This is a genomic window from Mesorhizobium sp. GW821-FHT07A06 (genome assembly GCF_059419085.1).
Genome location: NZ_JBWKRC010000007.1, coordinates 312,160 through 332,332, shown reverse-complemented (window position 1 = coordinate 332,332; position 20,173 = coordinate 312,160). Strand labels below are relative to the sequence as shown.

At 62.4% G+C, this 20,173-nt stretch carries 18 protein-coding genes; 11 read left to right on the top strand and 7 right to left on the bottom strand.

The features are described from left to right. The first annotated feature begins 4 nt into the window (after positions 1 to 4). A complete protein-coding gene (locus AC07SZ_RS23490) occupies positions 5 to 1,378 on the top strand; it encodes a class II 3-deoxy-7-phosphoheptulonate synthase (protein WP_056576615.1) in 1,374 nt (457 codons plus the stop codon). A gap of 194 nt (positions 1,379 to 1,572) precedes the next feature. Then, positions 1,573 to 2,142, top strand: coding sequence for a DUF4337 family protein (locus AC07SZ_RS23485; protein WP_246738818.1), 570 nt, complete (start codon positions 1,573 to 1,575; stop codon positions 2,140 to 2,142). Positions 2,143 to 2,207: 65 nt separating this feature from the next. Here the strand turns inward: AC07SZ_RS23485 and AC07SZ_RS23480 are convergent, their stop codons facing one another. Then, positions 2,208 to 3,278, bottom strand: coding sequence for a GGDEF domain-containing protein (locus AC07SZ_RS23480; RefSeq protein ID WP_056576621.1), 1,071 nt, complete (start codon positions 3,276 to 3,278; stop codon positions 2,208 to 2,210). Positions 3,279 to 3,691: 413 nt separating this feature from the next. On the opposite strand from AC07SZ_RS23480, the gene AC07SZ_RS23475 reads away from it, so the two are divergent. The 3 genes from AC07SZ_RS23475 (at position 3,692) to AC07SZ_RS23465 (ending at position 5,174) form a co-directional block, all read left to right on the top strand. Next, the gene (locus AC07SZ_RS23475; RefSeq protein WP_494916067.1) at positions 3,692 to 4,108 is read left to right on the top strand and encodes a GFA family protein; all 417 of its coding nucleotides are present in this window, start codon (positions 3,692 to 3,694) and stop codon (positions 4,106 to 4,108) included. Between the two features lie 78 nt (positions 4,109 to 4,186). Continuing rightward, positions 4,187 to 4,546, top strand: coding sequence for a diacylglycerol kinase (locus AC07SZ_RS23470; protein WP_056576624.1), 360 nt, complete (start codon positions 4,187 to 4,189; stop codon positions 4,544 to 4,546). A 40-nt stretch (positions 4,547 to 4,586) separates the two neighbouring features. Then, positions 4,587 to 5,174 (top strand): hemerythrin domain-containing protein, encoded by a 588-nt coding sequence (locus AC07SZ_RS23465; RefSeq protein ID WP_494916066.1) that lies wholly within the window; start codon positions 4,587 to 4,589, stop codon positions 5,172 to 5,174. Between the two features lie 4 nt (positions 5,175 to 5,178). Here AC07SZ_RS23465 and AC07SZ_RS23460 read toward each other — a convergent pair whose 3' ends face one another. Continuing rightward, positions 5,179 to 5,766, bottom strand: coding sequence for a DedA family protein (locus AC07SZ_RS23460; protein ID WP_494916064.1), 588 nt, complete (start codon positions 5,764 to 5,766; stop codon positions 5,179 to 5,181). After that, entirely contained in the window at positions 5,763 to 6,326 is a 564-nt protein-coding gene (locus tag AC07SZ_RS23455) for a DUF1003 domain-containing protein (protein WP_056576634.1), read from the bottom strand. Before AC07SZ_RS23455 ends, AC07SZ_RS23460 begins: the two co-directional genes overlap by 4 nt. 86 nt (positions 6,327 to 6,412) lie before the next feature. Here AC07SZ_RS23455 and AC07SZ_RS23450 point away from each other — a divergent pair, with 86 nt between their 5' ends. From AC07SZ_RS23450 to gltX, 6 genes are all read left to right on the top strand, one after another. Beyond that, on the top strand, positions 6,413 to 7,132 hold the full coding sequence (locus tag AC07SZ_RS23450; protein WP_494916062.1) for a DNA-3-methyladenine glycosylase I: 720 nt from the start codon (positions 6,413 to 6,415) through the stop codon (positions 7,130 to 7,132). A 107-nt stretch (positions 7,133 to 7,239) separates the two neighbouring features. After that, positions 7,240 to 8,916 carry an NAD+ synthase gene (locus AC07SZ_RS23445; RefSeq protein WP_494916061.1) on the top strand — a complete coding sequence of 559 codons (1,677 nt, stop codon included), beginning with the start codon at positions 7,240 to 7,242 and terminating at the stop codon, positions 8,914 to 8,916. A 56-nt stretch (positions 8,917 to 8,972) separates the two neighbouring features. Then, positions 8,973 to 9,383, top strand: coding sequence for a GNAT family N-acetyltransferase (locus tag AC07SZ_RS23440; RefSeq protein WP_056576642.1), 411 nt, complete (start codon positions 8,973 to 8,975; stop codon positions 9,381 to 9,383). Between the two features lie 391 nt (positions 9,384 to 9,774). Further along, entirely contained in the window at positions 9,775 to 11,580 is a 1,806-nt protein-coding gene (locus tag AC07SZ_RS23435) for an ABC transporter ATP-binding protein (protein WP_494916058.1), read from the top strand. Positions 11,581 to 11,925: 345 nt separating this feature from the next. Then, complete coding sequence (locus AC07SZ_RS23430) at positions 11,926 to 13,104, top strand: hypothetical protein (RefSeq protein ID WP_494916056.1); 1,179 nt, start codon at positions 11,926 to 11,928, stop codon at positions 13,102 to 13,104. Positions 13,105 to 13,325: 221 nt separating this feature from the next. Then, positions 13,326 to 14,699 (top strand): glutamate--tRNA ligase, encoded by a 1,374-nt coding sequence (gltX, locus tag AC07SZ_RS23425; protein ID WP_494916055.1) that lies wholly within the window; start codon positions 13,326 to 13,328, stop codon positions 14,697 to 14,699. Here gltX and AC07SZ_RS23420 read toward each other — a convergent pair. The 4 genes from AC07SZ_RS23420 to AC07SZ_RS23405 form a co-directional block, all read right to left on the bottom strand. Then, the gene (locus AC07SZ_RS23420; protein WP_494916054.1) at positions 14,617 to 15,813 is read right to left on the bottom strand and encodes a DUF2865 domain-containing protein; all 1,197 of its coding nucleotides are present in this window, start codon (positions 15,811 to 15,813) and stop codon (positions 14,617 to 14,619) included. The genes gltX and AC07SZ_RS23420 overlap by 83 nt on opposite strands. Positions 15,814 to 15,976: 163 nt before the next feature. Then, the gene (locus tag AC07SZ_RS23415) at positions 15,977 to 16,657 is read right to left on the bottom strand and encodes an outer membrane protein (protein ID WP_494916053.1); all 681 of its coding nucleotides are present in this window, start codon (positions 16,655 to 16,657) and stop codon (positions 15,977 to 15,979) included. Between the two features lie 185 nt (positions 16,658 to 16,842). Further along, a complete protein-coding gene (locus AC07SZ_RS23410; protein ID WP_056576660.1) occupies positions 16,843 to 19,167 on the bottom strand; it encodes an NADP-dependent malic enzyme in 2,325 nt (774 codons plus the stop codon). A 176-nt stretch (positions 19,168 to 19,343) separates the two neighbouring features. Beyond that, positions 19,344 to 20,123, bottom strand: coding sequence for an SDR family oxidoreductase (locus AC07SZ_RS23405; RefSeq protein WP_494916052.1), 780 nt, complete (start codon positions 20,121 to 20,123; stop codon positions 19,344 to 19,346). Between the last annotated feature and the right edge of the window lie 50 nt (positions 20,124 to 20,173).

Below are 20,173 nucleotides of genomic sequence, written 5' to 3'. Positions count from 1 at the left end.
AGCGATGACGAAATGGTCGCCGAATTCGTGGAGAGCAAAGCCGATCAAGCAGGTTCCTGCCTATCCGGATCTTGCCGCGCTGAAAAACACGGAAGCCCAGCTCGCGACCTTTCCGCCTCTGGTTTTTGCCGGTGAGGCACGCAAGCTGAAGAAGCAACTCGCCGCGGTCGCAGCCGGCGAAGCCTTCCTGCTCCAGGGTGGCGATTGCGCCGAGAGCTTTGCCGAACATGGCGCCGACAACATCCGCGACTTCTTCCGCGTCTTCCTGCAGATGTCGGTGGTGCTCACCTTCGCCGGCGCGCAGCCTGTGGTGAAGGTCGGCCGCGTTGCCGGCCAGTTCGCCAAGCCGCGTTCGTCCGACAATGAGACCAAGGGCGAGGTGACGTTGCCGAGCTATCGCGGCGACATCATCAACGGTATCGAATTCGACCAGAAATCGCGCATTCCCGATCCCGCGCGCCAGGAAATGGCCTACCGCCAGTCGGCGGCGACGCTCAACCTTCTGCGCGCCTTCGCGCAGGGCGGCTATGCCAGCCTGGAGAACGTGCATCGCTGGATGCTCGGCTTCGTGTCCGACAGCCCGCAGGGCGAGAAGTACGAGTCGCTCGCCAACCGCATCACCGAGACGATGGACTTCATGAAGGCCGTCGGCATCACCTCGGAGACCAATTACGCGCTGCGCGAGACCGATTTCTATACCAGCCACGAGGCGCTGCTGCTCGGCTATGAGGAGGCGCTGACCCGCGTCGACTCGACCTCCGGCGACTGGTACGCCACGTCGGGCCATATGATCTGGATCGGCGACCGCACGCGCCAGCCCGACCATGCCCATGTCGAATATTGCCGCGGCATCAAGAACCCGCTCGGCCTGAAATGCGGCCCGTCGCTGACCGCTGACGGCTTGCTGGAACTGATCGACCTGCTCAACCCCGAGAACGAGCCCGGTCGGTTGACGCTGATCGCGCGCTTTGGTTCGGACAAGGTCGCTGATCATCTGCCGAAACTTGTGCGCGCGGTGCAGAAGGAAGGCCGCAGCGTGGTCTGGTCGTCCGACCCGATGCACGGCAACACCATCGAGGCCGCCGGCTACAAGACGCGGCCGTTCGACCGCATCCTGAAGGAGGTGCAGACCTTCTTCGAGGTGCACCGCGCGGAAGGCACGCATCCGGGCGGCATCCATGTCGAAATGACCGGCAAGAACGTCACCGAATGCACCGGTGGCGCGCGCGCCATAACGGCCGAGGAATTGCAGGACCGCTACCACACCCATTGCGATCCGCGCCTCAATGCCGACCAGGCGATCGAACTGGCCTTCCTGGTCTCGGACCTCCTGAAGAAAAGCCATCCGGTGCAGCACAAGCAGGCTGTGAACGGCTGATCCGGCAGACCGCAACAGATCGAAACACGAGGGCGCCGGAGAAATCCGGCGCCCTTTTTTCGTGCTGGGCCATGCCGTCGATTTGATAGATGTGCCAAACCTTACGAAAATTTATGCCGGCGCGATCACTGCAAAACCAAGATTGAGGTGAATGTTCGCCGCCGAGATCATGTTATCCGGCTAGGAATCGGCGAATGGCAATGGAAGACTCCACCCAGGAGCACCTTGAGAACGCCGAGCATGCCGAACATGCCGCGCATGAGGGCAATCCCTTTCTGACCACGGTCTCTGTGACCATTGCGGTGCTGGCGGTTCTTGCCGCGACGGTCGGCAGCTTCGAGTCGCTCGAAACCGCTGAGGCGATCAACGACAAGAGCGAGGCGGCCTACCTCCAGAACAAGGCCAGCGATCAATGGAGCTTCTTCCAGGCAAAGAGCATCAAGAAGAACAGTTATGAGATCGCGGCGGCGATGGGTGGCCCGGCCACCGATCAATTCCAGGCCAACGCGAAGCGCAATGAAGCCGATGGCGCGGAGATAGAGGCCAAGGCGACAGAATTTGAAAAGCAGGTCGATGAAAAGCTGCGTGACAGCGATCTGCGGGAATACCGGCACCATGTTCTGACGTTTGCCGTGACGTTGCTGCACATCTCGATCGCCGTCGCGACACTTTCCATCATCACCCGTGGCAAGCGCTGGCCGTGGATCGGCTCGCTGGCTCTTGGAGCCCTGGGCGCGATCGCCGCCGGCTTCGCCTATGTTTGATTGCGCTGGCGCTTTGGTCCGACATGGCCCAAGGGCATTCGTCGCGGGCGCAGGGCCGGCCGGGATCAATCCTTCTTGTAGAGCAGCCAACTCTTGCCGGCGCGCCCGGCCATGGTGGAATGTTTGGTGACGCGGTTGCGGCCACTTACCTTCGAGCGGTAGAGCGCACGGTCGGCTTTCGTATAAAGGTCCTCGGGGCCTTCGGCCTCCGACGCCATGCAGATGCCCATCGACACCGTCACGGCGCCGTAATTCATACCGGTCTGGCTGCTGGTGAACGGCGTCTGTTCGATCAGGGCGCGAATGCGCTCGGCGATCTCGTAGGTGGCGTCTTCGCTGGCGCCCTCGATGATCAGCGCGAACTCCTCGCCACCGGTGCGGGCAACGAACATATCGCCGCGGATGCTGGTCTGGAAAATGTCGGCGATGATCTGAATGATCTTGTCGCCGACCGGGTGACCATAGCGATCATTAATATCCTTGAACCGGTCGATGTCGGCAAGGATCAGGGCATTGAACAGAATGCCCTTGTTGCTGTTGTAGATCCGGGTGATTTCCTTGTCGAAGGCGCGCCGGTTCCAGATATGGGTCAACGGATCGGTGTCGGCGAGCCGCTTGTACTCTTCGAGCTTCGACTTGACGCTCTCGAGTTCGATCGTCTTGTCGTTGAGCGCCGAGGCGACCTGCCGGCCATGATCAATGGTCGAGTTGGTGGCGACCGACATGGCGTTGGCGATCTTGTGCAGGAGATCCTGCGAAAGCAGGCTTCGGTTACTCAGGCCGCTCGATGTCTCATCGAGAATCCTGCCGTATTTTTCGATGTGGCCGCGCTCGCTCCGCAACAGCGATGCGACTTCCTCGAGCTCCCTGGCGATGACGTCCCGCGCATGCTCGACAATGTCTGGGCCGTGACTGTGGGCAAAGAAAGAACGGCCGATCTTGTCCAATTCGTCCTGTGTCGGCCGGTTGCTCAACGAGAGCACGGCAAGGCTGAGCTCGCGATTGGTGCCGCTCAGGGCCTCGTAGAAGATCTCGTAGTTGCGCGGCAGGCCAAGCACGCCGAGCTGGCGCATCGTGGCGACAACGGCGGATACGATATCGGTGCCTTGTTCGGTTGGGGCGGATGCCGGCTGCATGTCTGATTCACTCGTCCCCTCGGATCCCGGCGCGGAATTTGCGGGTTCCATTGATCGCCGCCTTGGGGAGCGCTAACCGATAGCCCAGAACATCTTGCGAAGAGATCTGTCCCCACCCATGACCTTCGCTTGGCGTAACCATAAATGCGGTAGCGCTAAAGTTTCCTTAATTTGCACGATTCCCACAAGTTTTCTCTACCTGTGGCTGCAGAAGCATAAACTTTCGCATCACTGTCGCGAGACAAGACCCAATTTGGCGCGTTGAATTCGAAATCCGTGCGGCGCGCTGCTGGAAATGAAACTGAGTTTCGGATTCGCCACGCCAATCGATGTCGTATTTGCTTGCGCGCAATCCCCGCAAAGCTGGAATCCTGGCAATGATGCTGGACGAGGTTTCTTCAAGGGGGGCCAAAATGAGCGACAGTAACCGGGGATCATGCCTGTGCGGAGCGGTCCGCTTCCGGACGCACGGAGCATTGCGTGGTGTCGTCTACTGCCATTGCTCGCAATGCAGGAAGCAGAGCGGGCATTTCTATGCCGCGACCAATGTTGCCAACGCAGACATCGTGATCGAAGGCGCCGAAAGCATCACCTGGTATGAAGCATCCGCTTTCGCCAGGCGCGGCTTCTGCAAGACATGCGGGTCGGTGCTTTTCTGGAAGCCGAGGGATCAGGGCTACATTTCGGTCATGGCGGGATCGTTCGACAAGCCGACAGGCCTCAAGGGCGACTGTCATATCTTCGTTGGGGACAAGGGCGACTATTATTCGATCGACGACGGACTGCCGCAGTTTGAAAAGTCGACGCCTTCGATAGCGGTCGCCGAATGAATTTTGGACGAGACGCCTTATTCCCTTGATCGGGCCGTTGCTTTATCTCGTGCCGGTAATTCGGAAAGAGGTTTGGGCATGCAGCGGCTGATCGACGCTTTTTTCAATTCGGTGCGGGCGTTTCGCAAGCTGGCCGCCAGCGAGAAGGCTTTCCAGCAGGAATTGCTGCTGTTGCTGCTCGCCTTGCCGGCCGGGTGGTTCGTTTCCGTCTCGTGGCGTGGCTACGCCTTGCTGATCGGGGCGGTGCTGCTCCTGATCATGGTCGAGGTGCTGAACACCGGGATCGAGGCCGCCTGCGATGCGTTCAGCCGCGAGTTCAACGTCGACATCCAGCTGGCCAAGGATTGCGGTTCGCTGGCTGTGCTGATCTCGGTGTTCATCGTCGCCGGCGTCTGGGGCATCGCGCTCATCGAGCGGATCACCGGACTACCGATCTAGCGTTGCCATTCTTATATGACGGTAACTAAAGGAAACCGTCATGTCCGAAGCCGCGAATCTTCTGCTTCTCGAACGCAAAGCCCTGCCGGACGATTTGCGCTGGCTGGTCGACAAATACCCGCGTGAAAACTGGCAGGGCCACGCCAACATCCACGGCATCGCCAACATGTGGCTGCAGCGGCACGACATGTTCCGCGAACTCGGCGGCATGCTGACCAACGGTATTGGCGATTATCGCGAGGGCAGGCTGACGGCGCCTGATTTCGCGCGCTGGTTCGCGCCGCGCCTCAACCATTTTCTCGGCAATCTCGACGGTCACCACAATGTCGAGGATCATCATTATTTTCCGGTCTTCGCCAAGGTGGAGGCGCGGCTGAAGCGCGGTTTTGAGATTCTCGATACAGATCACCAGACCATCCATGAAGGATTGGAGCGCAATGTCGAGGCGGCCAATGCCTTCATCAAGACGCTTCAGGAGAGCGAGGACAAACAGCGCTTCGCGGCGGATTCCTATGCCGACGAAAACAGCAGGCTGATCGCCATGCTGACCCAGCATCTTGCCGATGAGGAAGACCTGATCATCCCCTTGATCCTCGATCGAGGTGATCGGGCGCTCGGTATAGCCTGACGGGTCAAAAGTCCTTGGCGCGCTCCCGCTTGGCGATGTGTCGTGCGATGAGCCAGGCAAGGGTGGCCACCGTCAGGCCAATGCAAAGCCCGATCAGCAGCCTTTCGTGGCGAAGCAACGCCTGACCGACGAAATGCTCGGCGCCCAAGCCGAAAACGTAGCCTATTGAACTGAACAGCATCGCCCAGATCACCGATGAGATGGCATTGAGGATGATGAAGCGCGGCATCGCTATGGTCGAAAGACCCGCGGCGATGCCGCCGACCAGGCGCATGCCGTAGACATAGCGGTTCGACAGCACGAAGATATTGGGATGGGTGTTGAGCAGGCGATAGGCGCGGCGGAAGCCGGGCCGCCTGCGCAATCTGACGACATAACGATGATCGGCGAAACTTCTGCCGAGGATGAAGAAGCACGTATCGCCGAGGAAAGCGCCAAGGGCGGCCGCTACAAAGGCATGCCACAGCACGAAAACATGCTGATGGGCGAAGAAGCCGCCGAGGATGGCGGCACTTTCCCCCTCGGCGACACAGCCGACGAAGACGGCGAGCAGCCCGTACTGTTCGATGAAATGATGGATCGCGTCGGTCATGAGGCCGACTGCTGCTGCGCCAGCCTCTCGTCGATCCGTTTGACCACTTCCGCCAGCCGCACGATCTCGTCGCGCATGCCGATGATCTGGCTGTGGCGCAGTTCATCGAGTTTTTCGTGGAGCGCCATGATCTCGATTTCGGCCTTCAGATTGACCTCGTAGTCGTGGGCGGCATCGATGCGGTCACGTTCGGTCTGGCGGTTCTGCGCCATCATGATCACCGGCGCCTGCAAGGCGGCGACCATCGACAACACCAGGTTGAGGAAGATGAACGGGTAGGGGTCGAAGGCATCGCGCGTCAACAGCCAGACATTGCCGCCGGTCCAGAGAATCAGGAAAGCGAGAAAGGCGAGGATGAAGGACCAGGAACCACCGATGCGGGCGATCGTGTCGGCTAGTCGGTCGCCAAAGGTCTGGTGGAAAGCGACCGCCTTGTTGGTGTCCCTGGAGATCGTGGTGCGTTCGAGCGTCGATTGCAGCACCCGGCTTTCCAATAGGCTGAGGCCATCCGGGCGCCGCTTGAGCCAGCGGTTCGCCAGGTCGTCGATCGTCTTGTACATGGCAGTCTCCGTCGTCAGTGGAGATAGACGTAGAGGCTGCCGGCCCTCGCGGGAAGTGTTACATTCAGGCCAACAGGGAGGGACCCATGGCAGATTTCAAGAAAATTCGTCTGCGCGCGGCAAAACGCAAGGGTGGCGAGGCGGAGCTTTCGTCGTTGCTGGGGCCGGTGCCCGACAATGCCGCCGTTGCCGACATCCCGGACGATCGCATCCTGTCGATCATGGCCGAGCGGATCTTTGCCGCCGGTTTTGTCTGGCGCGTCATCGAACAGAAATGGCCGGGTTTCGAGGAGGCGTTTCTGCGTTTCGAGCCGAGGCGGCTTTTGTTCCAGCCTGACGATTTCTGGCACGATCTGGCTTCCGACCAGCGAATCGTGCGCAATCCGCAGAAGATCAAATCCGTGCGCGACAACGCAGCCTTCGTCGAACGCGTGTCCAAGGAACATGGCGGCTTCTTCGGCCATTTCCTCGCCGACTGGCCAGCGGATGATCAGGTCGGGCTGATGGCCTATCTCGGCAAGCACGGCAGCCGGCTCGGCGGCAATACCGGCCAGTATTTCCTGCGCTGGCTGGGCTGGGACGCCTTCGTCATTTCGGCCGACATGGCGGCGGCCCTTCGCGACGCAGGTCTCGATATCGCCGAAAGCCCGACTTCGAAGAGGGACCTCGACAAGATCCAGGCCCAGATCAATCAATGGGTGGCGGACACAGGCCTGCCGCGCCGGCACATTTCGCGCATCCTGGCGATGTCGATCGGCGACAACCATTCGCCGCAGTCGTTGCGTGAATACATGGGCGACGACTGATCGCCGGTCTGGGCGCGAATGGCCTCAGGTCGTTCGGATCGGCGCGGTCCGGGGTGGTCCAAACGAACGCCATTGCTCGGGCAATTCCGCCGCGCTAAGTCAGCAGCATGACCAAGAAGCCCGACATACTGCGCATCGCGATCGCCCAGCTCAACCCGACAGTCGGCGATGTCGCCGGCAACCTCGCCAAAGCCCGCGAGGCGAGGGCGGATGCCGCGCGCCAGGGCGCCGATCTCGTGCTCTATACCGAGCTTTTCCTCGCCGGTTATCCGCCGGAGGATCTCGTGCTGAAGCCGGCCTTCCTCAAGGCCTGCGAAAAGGCGGCGCAGGAGTTCGCCGCCGATACCTCGGATGGCGGCCCCGGCGTCATCATCGGCACACCGCTGAAGCGCAAGAGCGGCACGCACAATTCGATCATTGTCGCCGATGGCGGCAAGATCCTGGCCGAACGCTACAAACTCGATCTGCCGAACTATGGCGAGTTCGACGAAAAGCGGGTCTTCCAGGCCGGGCCGGACCTGCAAGGCCCCGTCAATTTCCGCGGCGTACGGCTGGGCATCCCGATCTGCGAGGACATCTGGGGCGACGTCGCGGTGTGCGAGACGCTGGCCGAGAGCGGCGCTGAAATCCTGCTGGTGCCGAACGGCTCGCCTTATTATCGCGCCAAGATCGACGTACGCCATCAGGTTGTCATCAAGCAGGTCATCGAATGCGGCCTGCCGTTGATCTATGCCAACCAGCTCGGCGGCCAGGACGAACTGATCTTCGACGGTGCGTCCTTCGCCATCGGGGCCGACAAGACATTGGCTTTCCAGATGAGCCAGTTCGAGGACGCCGTCGACGTCACCACGTGGAAGCGCACGGAGGACGGCTGGGTCTGCTCTGAAGGGCCGATGTCGAAGATCCCCGAGAGGGAGGAGGCCGACTATCGCGCCTGCATGCTGGGCCTGCGCGACTACGTCAACAAGAATGGCTTCAAGAATGTGGTGCTGGGCCTGTCGGGCGGCATCGATTCGGCGATCTGCGCTGCGCTTGCCGTCGATGCGCTCGGCGAGGAGCGGCTGCGCGCGGTGATGATGCCTTACCGCTATACGTCGAAGGATTCGCTGAAGGATGCCGAGGACTGCGCCCGCGCGCTCGGCTGCCGCTATGATATCGTACCGATCTTCGAGCCCGTCGAAGGCTTCATGCACGCGCTGACGCAGCTTTTCGAAGGCACCAAGGAAGGCATCACCGAGGAGAACCTGCAGAGCCGCGCGCGCGGCACCATCCTGATGGCGATCTCCAACAAATTCGGCTCGATGGTGGTCACCACCGGCAACAAGAGCGAGATGTCGGTCGGCTATGCCACGCTCTATGGCGACATGAATGGCGGCTTCAACCCGATCAAGGATCTCTACAAGATGCAGGTCTATGCGCTGTCGCGCTGGCGCAACAGCCATGTGCCGCCTGGCGCGCTCGGGCCGTCGGGCGAGGTCATCCCGAAGAACATCATCGACAAGGCGCCGTCGGCGGAATTGCGGGAAAACCAGACCGACCAGGATTCGCTGCCGCCCTATCCGGTGCTGGACGACATTCTCGAATGCCTGGTCGAAAACGAGATGGGCGTTGACGACATTGTGGCGCGCGGCCATGACCGGGCGACGGTGACGCGCATCGAGCATCTGCTCTATATCGCCGAATACAAGCGCCGGCAGGCCGCACCTGGCGTGAAGATCACCAGGAAGAATTTCGGCCGCGACCGCCGTTATCCCATCACCAACCGTTTCAGGGATCGTGGATAAGCCGCGGTTCGCCCACTGGGCGAAAATACGCGATGCCGCGAGACGGGGACACGGCCATGCAAGACTGTGAGATCAGTTTCGACCTCGCGCGCATCGACTTCCGAGCGACCTCGGACCTGTTGATGACGAGCTACTGGGGGGCCGGACGCAGCGATGAATTTCATCGCCGGGCCTTTGCCAATTCGTTCTGCGCCGCTGCTTACATCGATGGCAAACAAGTCGGCTTCGGCAGGGCGATCACCGATCGCACGGTGTTCGCTTATCTCGCCGACATCATCGTCTGGCCGCGGCATCGGGGGCAGGGCATAGGCTCGCGGCTGGTGCGGGGGCTCATCGATCATCCCGAACTCGGCACCGTCTCGCACTGGAGCCTGTCGACCAGCGACGCGCATGGCGTCTATGAAAAACTGGGTTTCAAACCCTCCACGGACGGCCGATACATGCGCCTCGATCGCTCGCCCCAATGACGGGCACGCGGCGAAAGCTTCCATCCGCCATTGTTGCAAAATAATCTCAGTGCTTGGACCAGATACACTTTGGTCGGGAGCTGGTCTTGGCGATGCATCGGGCCGTCTCTATAAAGGCCGTTCCGCGATTCATTTGCGGGAGGTCCGAATGGCAGTATTTCACATGGTAATGCGGGGCCGCGAAGCCTAGGTCCCAGCCGGCGCTCCGCGAAGGTCTGTCCTTCGCGCCGAAGCCGGATTGGGCACAGGCTTATGCCGATGCCGGTCGCCGCCCCGACAAGGGCGTGACGCCAAAATATGCCAGTCCGCTTCCGGGCAATTAATGCCCTTTGCGCGGCTTCTTCAATTTTCGACTTTATGGGATCGGGCTCGTTCGCGCCCGAATGACATCATGGCTCGTCTTAAGATCGATTTGCGCGCGAGCGCGTTTCGCAGCGTTCTTGGTTTTTCGCTCACCCACTGGCGGCGCCAGCCCTGGCGGCTTTCGCTGATCATGGGTGGTTTCCTGCTGTCGACGCTGGCCGACGTCCTGACGCCGCTTTATTCCGGCCGGCTGGTCGACGCCGTCGCCAGCAGCGCCGGCGCGGACGCCATTGCCTGGAATGCTGCGATGACGGCGTTCTCGATTCTGATGGCGTTGGCGCTGACCGGCGTCGTGCTGCGCAACCTCGCGTTCATGGGCATCGTCGAACTGACGCTCAAGATGATGGCCGACATCGCCGCCGACGCCTTCCATCGCGTCCAGCGGTTTTCCACCGACTGGCACGCCAACAGCTTCGCCGGCTCGACCGTGCGCAAGGTGACGCGCGGCATGTGGGCGCTCGACCTGCTCAACGACACCATCCTCATCGCGCTGCTGCCGTCGGTCGTCATGCTTGTCGGCTCGACGCTGCTGCTCGGCTGGTTCTGGCCGCTGATGGGGGCGGTCGTTGCCGCCGGCTCGCTGCTGTTCATCATGGTGACCGCAATGCTGTCGCTTGGCTATGTCGCGCCGGCGGCGAGGCTCGCCAACACGTGGGATACACGCCTCGGCGGCTCGCTGGCCGACGCGGTGAGCTGCAACGCCGTGGTCAAGGGCTTTGGCGCCGAGGAGCGCGAAGAGCGCCGCCTGGCCAGGGTTATCGCCAAATGGCGGGGACGCACGCGCCGCACCTGGGTGCGCGGCACCGTCAACGGCACCACCCAAGGAGTGCTGCTGCTGGCCATGCGGGCCGCGGTGATCGGTCTGGCACTGATGCTGTGGTCTTGGGGGCAGGCGAGCGCCGGCGACGTCGCCTTCGTGCTGACCTCGTTCTTCGTGCTGCAGGGCTATTTGCGCGATATCGGCACGCATATCCGGAATTTGCAGCGTTCGATCAATGACATGGAGGAATTGGTCGATTTCCAGTCCGAACCGCTCGGCATCGAAGACCGGCCCGGCGCCGGGGCGATCCAGATCACGCAAGGGGCCATAAGCTTCGACAACGTCACCTTTCACTACGGCAATCACCGGACACCGCTCTATCGCGACTTTTCGGTCGATATCGAACCGGGTGAACGCGTCGGGCTCGTCGGTCACTCTGGGTCGGGCAAGACGACGTTCGTCAAGCTCATCCAGCGGCTCTATGACGTGAATGCGGGCAAGATCCTGATCGACGGCCAGGATATCTCGCAGGTGGGGCAAGCGTCGCTGCGCGGGCAGATCGCCATCGTCCAGCAGGAGCCGATCCTGTTCCACCGGTCGCTCGCCGAAAACATCGCCTATAGCAGGCCGAGCGCGACGCAGGCGGAGATCGAACATGCCGCCAGGCTGGCGAGCGCGCACGACTTCATAACCAACCTGCCGAAGGGCTACGGCACGCTGGTCGGCGAGCGCGGCGTGAAATTGTCGGGCGGCGAGCGGCAGCGCGTGGCGATCGCGCGCGCCTTCCTTGCCGATGCGCGCATCCTGATCCTGGACGAGGCGACATCGAGCCTCGATTCGGAATCGGAGGTGCTGATCCAGCAGGCGATGGAGCGGCTGATGGTCGGCCGCACCACGCTGGTCATCGCGCACCGGCTTTCGACGGTGCGGGCGCTCGACAGGCTGCTGGTCTTCGATCGCGGCAATATCGTCGAGGAAGGCTCGCATGACGAACTGATCCGGCTGCAGGGCGGCATCTACCGACGCCTGTTCGAGCGCCAGGCGCTCGAGCTGACCAAGGGACTTGCCATCTGACCTGGGTGGCCTTCGGCTTCGTTCGGAGGCCAGCTCTATCAGGCGCTGTGGGCCGGTTGGGAGTAGCGGTGCACGCAACCGCAGGGCGGGGCAGAACTCGGCGGGGGCTCCCCGTCACCCAGCCCGTGCCGGCCGAGCCAATCCGTGACGCGAAGCGATATCCAGATCGTCTTGCGGATCCTGAGTTTGAGCATTTGTTTGTGATGCCGATCGAGATACCTTGTCTCAACCATTGATTGCTATAGCTTTGCTCAAGCAACCCAGAGGGGCTTGTTCGCATCTCCTGGGATTCGATTGATCAATGTAGGTCTCGCCCTTCGGCAGGCGACCTCCGTAGGCCTCACGATGCATCCTGTTTCCGCGAGTATCGGTGTGAAAAACGTGGCTGCGCCGTCGGTGCTGGAGACGCAGCACGGCTCGGTTCGGCCGCTCGCAGCCGGAGATCTCGAGCGTGTCGCCGCACTCTTCCTGACGAAATTTCGGCGGCGACGTCACCTCCTCGATCGCGCGATCGCGGAGACGGCCGAGTATATGAGAAAGATCTATCTTGGGCCTGCCGGCCAGGCTGGTGACAGCAACGCTCTTGTCCAGATCAACCCGCAGGGCCGCCTGGGTGGCTTCCTCGGGGTCCTGAAAGCCCACTACGAGCTCAACGGAGCGGCATTGAATGCGGCGATCATCGGGCCGCTCATGGCCGACCCCGGCACCGATCACGGCTCGGCCGGACCGCAGTTGCTGCGCGCCGTGCATCAAGGCGCGTTCGATCTGCACCTGACCGATTCGGCCAACCGGGTATCCCTGGCCTTCGCGCGCCCGATGAAATATCAGCTGCTGCCGGTGCATTGTCTGGGATGGACCTGCATTTTCCGGCCGGCCGCGATGGCCGCCGCCATGGCGCGCGGCAAATGGCCGGGCTTGCCTCGCTTCGCACTTGATCCTTGCGCCAGAGCATTCGACACCCTTACGAGAAAAAGGTTCGAGCCGCCCGCCCAGCATTCCGCGTCGCACCGGGTCCATCGCGAAGCGATGGATGCCGAGCAATTTGCGGAGCGCTTGCCGACCCTGATGTCCGATTACTCGCTTCGGCCGCGTTGGCTGGATGGCGAGCTGCCACGGCTGCTCGCTCTGGCGGCCGAGAAGCGGGCCGACGGTCCCCTTCATTTCGGCGGGACATACGACGAAACAGGTAAGATACTCGGCTGCTACGCCTTCTACGGTCAAGCCGGCGGCATCGCGAGCCTGCTGCAAATCCAGGCCTCCGGGTCTCACTGGGGCGCGACGCTGGATGGCCTGATCGCCGACGCGCGGAATATGGGTTGCGTGGGCATCGCCGGGCAGACGCAAGGCAGGTTCCTGCCTCAGCTCTTCGGCTACAAGAACGTCTTCCTCCGCTATGCCGGGGGGACTATGGTCCGCTCGCGGATCGCCGAGGTCACGGAAGCGGTCCGCTCCGGCGACATCTTCATCGGTGGCTTGATGGGCGACCGCTGGACCCGCCTCAGTTCCGATGATTTCGGCCGCTGATCAGCCTCGGCGAGCGGTTCGGATGTCTCGGCCCACCAAGAGCTGACCTAAGGCGGCAAGGCCCAGCGGCATCATTATCTCGACCGCGTCGGCTTCGCCCGCCGCGCTCGAACGTGGCAAGCGCCGCCCGGTCTTTTCATTGCGCGCGCCATGTTCTATGTCTGCGGCACAGCGCGGGGGCGCATCTTGTCAATCACAAAGGCATCCGGTACGCCCCATCCATGACAGTTACCGTTCGTTTCGCTCCGTCACCGACCGGCCGCATCCATATCGGCAATGCGCGCACCGCTCTCTTCAACTGGCTGTTTGCCCTGAACAACAAGGGCCGCTTCATCCAGCGCTTCGACGACACCGACATCGCCCGCTCGAAGCAGGAATTCGCCGACGCCATCCTTTACGACCTGCATTGGCTGGGCATTTTCCCGGACGCCACCGAATATCAGTCGCGGCGCTTCGAGACCTACGACGCGGCCGTCGAGCGGCTCAAGGCGGCGGGCGTTCTCTATGCCTGCTACGAAACGCCGGAGGAACTCGATCTGCGGCGAAAAGTGCGCCGCACGCGCGGCCTGCCGCCGGTCTATGGCCGCGAGGCCCTGGCGCTGACCAGGGAGCAGGTGGCCGAATACCAGGCGGACGGGCGCCGGCCGCACTGGCGTTTCCTGCTGCCCAATTTCTCAGACGATCCACAGCAGCCCGAACGCACCGACATCCACTGGAACGACCTGGTGCGCGGCGAGGAAACGGTCGATCTCGCTTCGCTCTCGGATCCAGTGCTGGTGCGTGAGGACGGCACCTATCTCTACACGTTGCCGTCGGTCGTCGACGACATCGAGATGGGCATCAGCCACGTCATCCGTGGTGACGACCATGTCACCAATACCGGCGTGCAGATTGCCCTGTTCAAGGCGCTGGGCGCCGAGCCGCCGGTTTTCGGCCACCACAATCTTTTGACCACCGTCTCGGGCGAGGGACTGTCGAAGCGCACCGGGGCCCTCTCCATTGAAAGCCTGCGCGAGGACGGCATCGAGCCGATGGCCGTCGCTTCGCTGGCCGTGCTGGTCGGCACCTCGGAGAATGTCGCGGCCGCGCATGACCTGGCCGAACTCGCCGGGCATTTCGACCCGGCCGCCACCTCGAAATCATCGGCCAAGTTCGATCCGGAAGAGCTTTTCGTGCTGAACCGCGTGCTGCTGCACCACATGCCCTTCGACGAGGCCCGAGACAGGCTGATGGTGCTCGGCATCTCGGGCGACCAGGCCGAACCTTTCTGGTTGGCGGTGCGCGGCAATCTCGACCGGCTCGCCGATGCGGCGGGCTGGTGGCGCATCCTGCGCGAGGGGCCGCAGGAGCGGCCCGATTTTTCCGCCGACGACCGCGATTTTCTTCATCAGGCTTTCGATGTCCTGCCGGAAGAGCCATGGAACGGGACAGTCTGGAAGGATTGGACCGGCAAGATCAGGGAAGCGACCGGACGCAAGGGCAAGGGGCTGTTCATGCCGCTCAGACTTGCGCTTACCGGACTGTCTTCGGGGCCGGAGCTTGCAGATTTATTGCCGCTGATGGGTCGGGAAGGAACGTTGGCCCGACGACCCTGACCTTGCGCTGTTCCGGCGGCAAGGCGGACACCGGCGATGTCACCGGCTTGGCGGAAAGCCGCTTGATGGCTTCGCGGTCGAGCCCGCCTTCCATATTGGCCAGGGTTTCCGGGTCGGCGCCCGGGTCTGGCTTGGAGGCAGGGACCGGAATGAACGGTGCCGCGTCCGTTTCGGGCTGCGACTGTCGCGGATTTGGCGGGTTGCCGCCAATGATCTGGAAGTTCTGCGCGGCATTGCAGCCGCAAGCCGGTGGGCGTGGCATGTTGGACTGCTTGTAGAGATAGGCGGTCGGCAGTTCGCTATAGGGCCTGCCGGTGACCGATGACGTCATCGCGGCGGAATCGTCGTCCATGCCGCGCGAATAGAAGACCTGCATCTCGGTGCCGGGGCAGCTCGATTCGCAATTCTTCTGGTCGCGCTCGAAATCGCTGACCGAGGCCGCGTTCGACATCGGAAAGAAGTAGCCGTCGCAGGTGCGTACGCACATCGTGCGGAACTCGCCGCCGGCGCTCGGGAAATCGGGCGCTTCGGGCTGGTTCAAGACCCTGCGGATAGTGCGCTCCCCATCGGGATCGTCGGGCTGGTCAAGCGTGTCGCCCCGCTGGCCATCGTTGCCGAAAAGCTGGTCGAACAGGTTCGCGGTGCCGTCTTCTCCACGGTCAGCTTCCCGCAGCGGAGCGTGGCGCGGCGCAACCGTGTCGTCGCGGCAACCATTGGCGTCGAGCGCGGCCAGGATGCGGCCACTGTCGCGACGCGATCCGCCGCCGGCGAGCTGGGCACGCTTGGCCTGGAGACTGTCGAGATTGGCGTTCATGCGGTCGATGGTGGCGTTGAGCCCGGCACATTGATTGACGTTGCGGGAAAACAGCGAAAATCCGCAGCCTGCGTTGTCCGCCTGGCCACGGGCCTTGGAAATCTGTTCGCGCTGGCGGTCGATCGCGGCATCGTATTTCCGGATCATTGCCGGGCCGCCGCCACGCGAAGCCGCGGCAAGATCGGCCTCCAACTGACGGCAGACCCGCGAAGCGGCCTGTGGCTCGGTGATGGTGGCGCCGGACAGCAGCAGGCCAAGCAGCATGGCAGCATGCGCCCGCTTCAACCTTGCGCTTGTCATCCGCCTCAAATCCCGCTTGCCTATGGTCGCCAAGCTACCCCGTTCGCGGTTAATCGTCTATTTCGGATGCGGTTCGCTGGTTGGCCGAAAGCCATTAAGTCGGGACAGCAGGCGGGTTCAGCCGGCCAGGCAACAACGGTAAGCGGCAGACCGCTCCGGCCGGTCAGAACTTGTAGTTCATGCCGATCCTGACCGTATTGAACGTGTTGTCGAAGGTGGTGTTGGAGTTGGCGCCATAATCGATGGTCTGGTCCCGCAGATCGATATATTGATATTCGAATTTTGCCGACCAATGGTCCGTGATCGCCTGCTCCAGTCCGGCGCCAATGGTCCAGCCGACCTTGGTGTTCTTCTCGGAAAAGCCGCTCAAGGGACCGTTGAGATATTGGTTTTCGACACTGCCAAAAGCCAGGCCACCGGTCCCGTAGATCAGGGTACGATCGAACGCATAGCCCGCCCTGGCGCGAAGCGTTCCAAACCAATCCACCTTGGTGTCGTAAGTATCGCCTCCGCCGACATTGATCTCGTCGGAGTGGCCCATGATGTCGGCCCCGGAAAAATCGGCCTCCACGCCGAGGACGGTGGAATTGATCTGGTAGTTGTAGCCGAGTTGGATGCCGCCCAGGAAACCATCGGTATCGTAGTTCTGAGAACCACGGATTGTCGGTGTGTTCGGCAAATTGTAAGCCGCATCGGTCCTTCCGAAACCGTAGCCAATCTGCCCGCCGACATAGACGCCGGACCAGTCGTGGACGGTTGCGGGCTCGGCACTGATAGCGTCCGCGGCCAGAGCTTGCCCGCTGATCAGGGACAGCAATGCGGATGCAAGCATCAAACCCTTCATGACGTCCTCACCGTCAAACCAGATGCGAAACCATATCAGGTAGGCTTCCCCTGCGAAATCCGCTCTCCGCCAACACGGACTTTCCGCAATCGCAAGTTGCCGACCGGCAACACCCCGGCTTTGCGACGAGCCAGCCATGAAGGAAGGAAGCCGTCCCCAGGCCAAGCCGAACCGCTGGAGGCGGCTTAGTCCAGATTGGCGATAGCCTGCGCCTTGTGCGCGGCCTCAACCACGGCTAGCGCCGTCATGTTGACGACGCCGCGCGATGTCACCGAGGGCGTCAGGATGTGCGCCGGCATATCGGTGCCAAGCAGGATCGGCCCGACATGCAGAGCATCCATCATGGCGCGTAGCGCCGTCAGCGTGATGTTGGCCGAATCGAGGTTCGGGAACACCAGCAGATTGGCTTCGCCCTTCAGTCGCGAATGCGGATAGACGCGCTGGCGCAGATGCTCCGACAAGGCGGAATCGGCATGCATTTCGCCGTCGCATTGAAGTTCCGGCGCGATGCGCGCCAGGATCGCCGCCGCCTGGCGCATTTTCAGCGCGCTTGGCGAATCGCGCGAGCCGAAGTCGGAGTGCGACAGCAGCGCCGCCTTCGGCTCGATGCCGAAGCGCTGGATTTCCTCGGCCGCCAGCACGGTCATCTCGGCGATTTCCTCGGCCGTCGGGTCGACGGAAACGTGCGTATCGGTGAGGAAGATGATGCCGCGCTGCGAGATCAGCATGGACAGGGTCGACAGGTCATAGTCCCTGATGCCGGCGCGAGGGCCAATGATGAGGGTCACGTTGCGCAGGTGCCGCTCGAAGCGTCCTTCGAGGCCGCAGACCATGGCGTCGGCATCGCCGCGCTTCAGGGCGAGCGCCGCGATCACCGTATTGTCGGTGCGCACCATGGTACGTGCGGCTTCCGTCGTCACGCCGCGCCGGCCGGCAAGTTCGATCAGGAGGTCGACATAGTTGCGGTAGCGCGGATCGTCTTCCGGGTTGATCAGGCCGAAATCGACGCCCGGCTTGATGCGCAGCCCGTAGCGCTTCAGCCTGACCTCGATGACGTGCGGACGGCCGATCAGGATCGGCTCGGCAATGCCTTCCTCCAGCACCACCTGGGCGGCGCGCAGCACGCGCTCATCCTCGCCATCGGCATAGATGACGCGCTTGGCGCTCGATGCCTTGGCGGATGAGAACACCGGCTTCATCACCAGGCCGGAGCGGAAGACGAAACGGTTGAGCTTGTCGATATAGGCGGTGAAATCGGTGATTGGCCGTGTCGCCACACCGGTGTCGCAGGCCGCTTTGGCAACGGCCGGCGCGATGCGCAGGATGAGCCTGGGATCGAAGGGCGAGGGGATCAGGAAATCAGGCCCGAAGATCGGCGTCTCGCCCGAATAGGCGCGCGCGGCGACGTCCGAAGGCTCTTCGCGGGCAAGGGCGGCAATGGCCCGCACCGCGGCCATCTTCATCTCTTCATTGATCGCGCTGGCACCGCAGTCGAGCGCGCCGCGGAAGATATAGGGGAAGCACAGGACGTTGTTGACTTGATTGGGAAAATCGGACCGGCCCGTGCAGATCATGGCATCGGGTCGCGCAGCGCGCGCCACTTCCGGCATGATCTCGGGATTGGGGTTGGCCAGCGCCAGGATCAGCGGCTTCGGCGCCATGTGCTGCAGCAGTTCCGGCTTCAATACGCCGGCCGCGGAGAGGCCGAGGAAAACGTCGGCGCCCGGGATGACATCGGCCAGCGTGCGCGCCCCGGTGTCCTTCACATAAGGGTCTTTCCAGCGGTCCATCTCGTCGGTGCGGCCCTTGTAGGCGACGCCGAAACGGTCGGTGACCCAGATGTTTTCGATCCGTACTCCGAGCGAGACCAGGAGATTGAGGCAGGCAAGGGCGGCCGCGCCCGCGCCGGAGGTGACGACCTTGATGTCCGAAATGGTCTTGCCGGCGAATTCCAGCCCGTTGAGCACGGCGGCGGCGACGATGATGGCGGTGCCGTGCTGGTCATCGTGGAACACCGGTATGCTCATGCGGGCTTTCAGCCGCTCCTCGACCTCAAAACATTCCGGCGCCTTGATGTCCTCGAGGTTGATGCCGCCGAAAGTGGGTTCTAGAGCGGCGATGGTCTCCACCATGCGCTCGATCTCGGGCGCGTCGATCTCAATGTCGAAGACGTCGATGCCGGCGAATTTCTTGAACAGGACCGCCTTGCCTTCCATCACGGGTTTGGAGGCCAGCGGGCCGATATTGCCGAGACCAAGCACGGCCGAACCGTTGGAGACGACGCCGACCAGGTTGGCGCGCGCCGTATAGTCGGCGGCGGTTGCCGGATTGTCGCGGATCTCCAGGCAAGGGGCGGCGACGCCGGGCGAGTAGGCGAGCGCCAGGTCGCGCTGATTGCCAAGCGGCTTGGTTGCCTGGATTTCGAGCTTTCCCGGTCTAGGGTGCTTGTGGAAGTAAAGGGCGGCTTCGTCGAGGTCCGAACGTGCCGTTTTCTTGTTCTCGCCTTCCATGCGGCCGCTCCCTCGAAACCTGCTCCGAGGCCCCTTTTAGCATGCGGCCAAGGTTTTTCGCGACGCTAATTGACGCGCCGCCGGCTTTAAACCGCGGCGCGTAAAAAATCATTAGATGTCAGATTCTTACGACTGTTTCATGCCAGATGAATCCGGCCACGTCGTCGACCTTTCGATCAGAAGGCGCTGACATAGAGACCGCCGTCGACCGGTATGTTCTGCCCGGTCAGATAGCCGGCATGAACCGAGCAGAGGAAGGCGCAGATCTGGCCGAATTCCTCCGGCGTGCCGAGCCGCTTGGCTGGCACGTCGGCGCTGATGCGAGTCTTGCGCGCGGCGGCGGCGGCGGGATCCTCGACGGTGCCGGCCTCGTGCGGGCCGCGCAGCCGGTCGGTGTCGAGTTTGCCCGGCAGAAGGCTGTTGATGGTGACGTTGCGATCGATGACCGTTCGCGCCACGCCGGCTAGGAAAGAGGTGAGACCAGCGCGCGCGCCCGACGAGAGGTCGAGGCCGGGAATGGGGACATAGACCGATAGCGAGGTGATGTTGACGATGCGGCCGAAGCCGCGCTTCGTCATGCCGTCGAGGACTGCCTGCACCAGCTCGATCGGGGTCACCATGTTCTGGGTGACGCCTTCGAGGATTTTCGCGCGATCGAGCTCGCGGAAATCGCGCAGCGGCGGGCCGCCATTGTTGTTGACGAGAATGTCGGGCTCGGGGCAGGCTGCAAGCAGTGCCTTCTGTACCTCGGGATTGGAGACGTCGCCGACGACCTCCGTCACCGTCACGCCATAGCGCTCGCGCAGTTCGGCGGCGGTTTTGGCCACCAGTTCGGCATTGCGCCCATTGACGACGATGTCGCAACCGGCCTCGGCCAGCGCCATGGCGCAGCCTTTTCCAAGTCCCTTGCTCGAAGCGCAGACGATTGCCTTCTTTCCGCGGATGCCGAGATCCATGACGATTTCTCCTGTGATTTGGCGGGCAAGCTAGCCCTTAGACTGGACCA